The organism is Candidatus Aquicultor sp., assembly GCF_054640775.1.
In genome coordinates this window covers 1-3,736 of record NZ_JBTSLF010000229.1, presented here as the reverse complement: position 1 = coordinate 3,736, position 3,736 = coordinate 1, and the positions used below count along the sequence as shown (strand labels likewise).

Genomic DNA, 3,736 nt, shown 5'->3' with positions numbered 1-3,736 from the left:
AGGCACTCGGGGGTCATCGGCAACGTTGCGGCGTTTACCGTAGGCGGAATCGTTGACAGTACCGGTTCCGGTGACGCATTTTGCGGTGCATTTCTTCATGGATTAACCAGGGGATTCGATATATACCAAGCTGCACGGCTTGGAAACATCATGGCCGCCTTAAAAATGACCGCCTATGGGACGATAGCGGCGCTTCCCAACCATAACGATGTCTACGAGGTTTTCGAAGCCGCGTAAAGATACGCATAATAATCCAAGCGGCACCCACAAATATCCAGCAAGCCATTACTCATAAAGTAATTGACAGCCACCTTACCCCGTGATAAGATATTCCCATATTGGCATATATGCATAAGATTATAGGAGCCAGCATGGACCAGATGGGATTGAAAATACTATTCTTCCAGGCGATGTCAGATCCGACCCGCCATAAAATCTTGTCTTTGCTTGAGAAAAGAGAGAAGATGTGTGTTGGCGATCTTGTGCATGGACTAGATATATCCCAGCCAACCGTTTCCAAGCATCTGGCATTACTGCGACATGCGGGATTGGTTCTAGCGACGAGAGAAGGACAGCAGGTGTTTTATTCGCTTAACGGACATAAACTGAGGAGTTGTTGTACGAAGTATCTTAGCGGGTTCTCATGTTGTTCCGATCTTTTTAGCGATTCAGATAATTCAAGCACATAAACCAATAGACCATATCTTAAGCAAGGAGGTGCGCCTGTTGACTAGAAGAAGATATATGCTTCGTGCCGTAGCGCATTGCTGCGAAGGTAAAGAATTTTAGTCCTGAGCACGACGTTAAAATGTTCTGTCCTGAGCACGACAGGAAAAGGCTCAACCGTCATAATTCTTTGATTTATACAGATATATGTTCAAGATTCGCGCAAACATTGAGTAATAAGTGCCGGAAGGTATCGAGAACGGTGCCGAGGGCGCTTTTTGTACGCAACTTCCCGAAAAGGAGAATGAATAAAAATGAGAAAAGGTCTCATCGTAGTAGGCGTCCTCGTACTGCTGCTTGTCGGTCTTGGTGCTATTCTGGGTGGGTATTACAACTCGTTCGTAACCAAGAGCAAGGCCGTTGATAACCAGTGGGCGCAGGTCGAGACGCAGTATCAGCGAAGGTTTGACTTAATACCCAACCTTGTCGCAGCAACTAAGGGCACCTTGAAACAGGAGCAAAAAGTCTTTGGAGCGATCGCCGAAGCAAGAACCCGCTATTCCGGGGCTCAGACCGCGACAGAGAAGGTAAAAGCGACTAACCAGATCGAATCCGCATTGAGTCGTCTTCTGGTTATCATGGAGAATTATCCGCAGCTTAAATCAAACGATACGGTCCAGCAATTGATGGCGCAGCTTGAAGGAACTGAAAATCGCGTATCGGTGGAGCGTCGCCGGTATAACGAGGTGGCGACCGAGTACAATACCAGCATTAGTCGCGTTCCGGGCGCGTTGTTCGCCGGGATGTTTGGATTTAGTGAGAAGCCGTTGTTTAAGAGCGAAGCGGGTGCCGAGAAGGCCCCAAAAGTAGATTTAGGAAATTAGGCGTTATCTATGATACGAAAAAAATCGCTGCTTACCGTTCTTGCCGTCCTGTTTGTCGCAGCAGTAGCGTTCGGCGTCAGTCCGGCGTTTGCCGATCTTAAGCTGCCGCAGCCGGCAGGTTATGTAAACGATTTTGCCGGCATGTTGTCATCCGGGACGGTCGATGAGCTTAACGGTAAGCTTAGCGGATATGAGAAACAATCGGGGAATGAAATCGCGGTTGTAACTGTAAAAGACTTGCAGGGAACAACCGTTGACGACTTTGCCGTGCGGCTTTTTGAGAAGTGGAAAATCGGTAAGAAGGGTAAGGATAACGGTGTGTTATTGCTCATCGCAAAGGATGAGCGCAAGGTAAGGATCGAGGTAGGATACGGCCTTGAGCCCGACCTGACCGATGCCCGATCCTACAGTATTATCAATAACGTTATCACGCCAAAGTTTAAAGCAAATGAGTACGACCAGGGTGTGATCGCCGGTGTCGATGCTATCACTAAAACCCTCGCGGGGGAAGCCGTGCCCGCGGCAGATCCGCAGCCGGCGCAGGGCGTCAAACACCGTGGTCGTAACTTCAGCGGCCTGATATATTTCGGATTCTTCCTGCTCCTTGGTGTGTTTCAATGGCTTGTGTCTGTTCTCGGGCGTACTAAAAGTTGGTGGCTTGGCGGAGTTGTGGGGGGTGTGGCCGGGCTTGCCGTAATGCTGTTCTCAGTGATAGCGGGGGTTATCGCCATCGCCGTTCTCGTTCCTGTGGGCCTCTTGTTTGATTTTGTCGTATCGAGAGCATATGGGGCGCGCAAGGAGCACCCCGGCAATCGGAACGTAATAACCCCGATCCCGTGGTGGGCCGGCGGCGGCTGGGGTCCCGGCGGCTCTGGTGGTAGAGGCGGCGGTTTCGGCGGTTTCGGCGGCGGCGGCTCAGGCGGCGGCGGCGCCAGCGGCGACTGGTAACAATATCTGTTAGGCCGGTTGTAAACTAATAGTGAACACACGTTATAGCATAACAGCAGGGGTAAGTAGCTGACAGAAACCGCCGGTGTACCAAATCTGGAACATTGGCTAGAGTATCATAAACAATCTATAGTGATAAGGAAAAAGGCTATGCGAAAAGTGCATAGCCTTTGCGTTTGTCATAGGTCAGCGATTCAGCTCCTAGTTCATCTCAAATGATACGCTAACGTTAGCGGTTACCAGGATATCCTGGGGCATAACGGGTGGGGCCATGGCTTTTGCGTTTTCTGGAAGGCCGCGCATGAGCAGGTCATTGCCATAGGGGATAGGTTGGCCCGGTTGTAGACCTTCGCTGATTATGATGGCTTTCCCGATGCCCACGCCGGCTTCTTTTGCGAGTGCTTCGGCTTTTGCGCGGGCATTGCGCACGGCGCTTTTTAAAGCATCCTGCCTGACCTTGCTATCCTCGCTGAGCTGGAACCGTAATTCAGAGACTTCGGTCGCGCCCGCGTTTGTCCCGGCGTCGATTATCCCGCCGAGCTTATCCAGTTTTTTCGTTCGCACGATCACTCTATTCTCGGCTGTATAACTTATGATTTTGGGCGCCCTGCCCTCATGCCAGTCCTGTTGGGGGTAGAGGGAGATATTGCCTGTTTTTACCTCGTCATCGGTCAGTCCTCGCGAGTGGAGGGCGTTGATAACGTTGGACATGGCGGTGCTATTGTTGCTCATGGCGCGGGTTGCCGTGTTTCGTACTGTGTGTACGGCAAACGTGAGCGAGGCCTCATCGGAAGGTGCGTAAAGTTTGCCCTCCCCCGAGACGGTGACTGAGTTCTTAAAGTCGCCGGTATTTGATGTTCCCGCGGCCGCCGACGTGCTCGCGCAGCCGGATGATAGTAAGAGCAGTGCAAAGAAGGGAACAACCAATAAGGTGAGTTTCGGTACTATTGAAAGCCTCTATGCAGGCTCCCTGGTTTACCAGCTCAGCGATTTTAGTTAATTGCTCGCCGGTGATGAGTCCCGCCGGCAACAAAAAAAGAGGCAGTTTAATAACCGCCTCTTTGATTTCATTTGTGTACTTGCTACGAACCGGCAGCGCGCTCTTTTTCGTACTGCTCGATGATCTTCTTTGCTGTGTCGGCCGGAACCTCTTCATAGTGGTCGAACTCCATGTGATATGCGCCACGGCCGGAGCTTATCGAGCGAAGCGTGCTGGCATATGTCGACATCTCCGCGAG

The 3,736-nt window shown here is 51.2% G+C and carries 6 protein-coding genes; 4 read left to right on the top strand and 2 right to left on the bottom strand.

Going from position 1 to position 3,736, the window contains the following annotated elements:
* The 4 genes from ACYC56_RS13280 to ACYC56_RS13265 form a co-directional block, all read left to right on the top strand.
* On the top strand, positions 1-237 hold a 237-nt coding region (locus ACYC56_RS13280), incomplete at its 5' end, for a carbohydrate kinase family protein (RefSeq protein ID WP_461374653.1).
* A gap of 134 nt (positions 238-371) precedes the next feature.
* Entirely contained in the window at positions 372-689 is a 318-nt protein-coding gene (locus ACYC56_RS13275; protein ID WP_461374652.1) for an ArsR/SmtB family transcription factor, read from the top strand.
* Positions 690-980: 291 nt separating this feature from the next.
* Entirely contained in the window at positions 981-1,550 is a 570-nt protein-coding gene (locus ACYC56_RS13270) for a LemA family protein (RefSeq protein WP_461374651.1), read from the top strand.
* Between the two features lie 9 nt (positions 1,551-1,559).
* Positions 1,560-2,498 carry a TPM domain-containing protein gene (locus ACYC56_RS13265; protein WP_461374650.1) on the top strand — a complete coding sequence of 313 codons (939 nt, stop codon included), beginning with the start codon at positions 1,560-1,562 and terminating at the stop codon, positions 2,496-2,498.
* A gap of 201 nt (positions 2,499-2,699) precedes the next feature.
* Here ACYC56_RS13265 and ACYC56_RS13260 read toward each other — a convergent pair whose 3' ends face one another.
* Together ACYC56_RS13260 and ACYC56_RS13255 are read right to left on the bottom strand one after the other, a co-directional pair.
* Positions 2,700-3,425 (bottom strand): SIMPL domain-containing protein, encoded by a 726-nt coding sequence (locus ACYC56_RS13260; protein WP_461374649.1) that lies wholly within the window; start codon positions 3,423-3,425, stop codon positions 2,700-2,702.
* A gap of 155 nt (positions 3,426-3,580) precedes the next feature.
* Positions 3,581-3,727, bottom strand: a complete 147-nt coding sequence (locus ACYC56_RS13255; protein WP_461374654.1) for a hypothetical protein — start codon at positions 3,725-3,727, stop codon at positions 3,581-3,583.
* Positions 3,728-3,736: the final 9 nt, after the last annotated feature.

Excerpts from the sequence above, each read along its gene's own strand:
- ACYC56_RS13275 (WP_461374652.1), top strand. The coding sequence starts at position 372 with ATGGACCAGATGGGATTGAAAATACTATTCTTCCAGGCGATGTCAGAT.
- ACYC56_RS13255 (WP_461374654.1), bottom strand. The coding sequence starts at position 3,727 with ATGTCGACATATGCCAGCACGCTTCGCTCGATAAGCTCCGGCCGTGGC.
- ACYC56_RS13265 (WP_461374650.1), top strand. The coding sequence starts at position 1,560 with ATGATACGAAAAAAATCGCTGCTTACCGTTCTTGCCGTCCTGTTTGTC.
- ACYC56_RS13270 (WP_461374651.1), top strand. The coding sequence starts at position 981 with ATGAGAAAAGGTCTCATCGTAGTAGGCGTCCTCGTACTGCTGCTTGTC.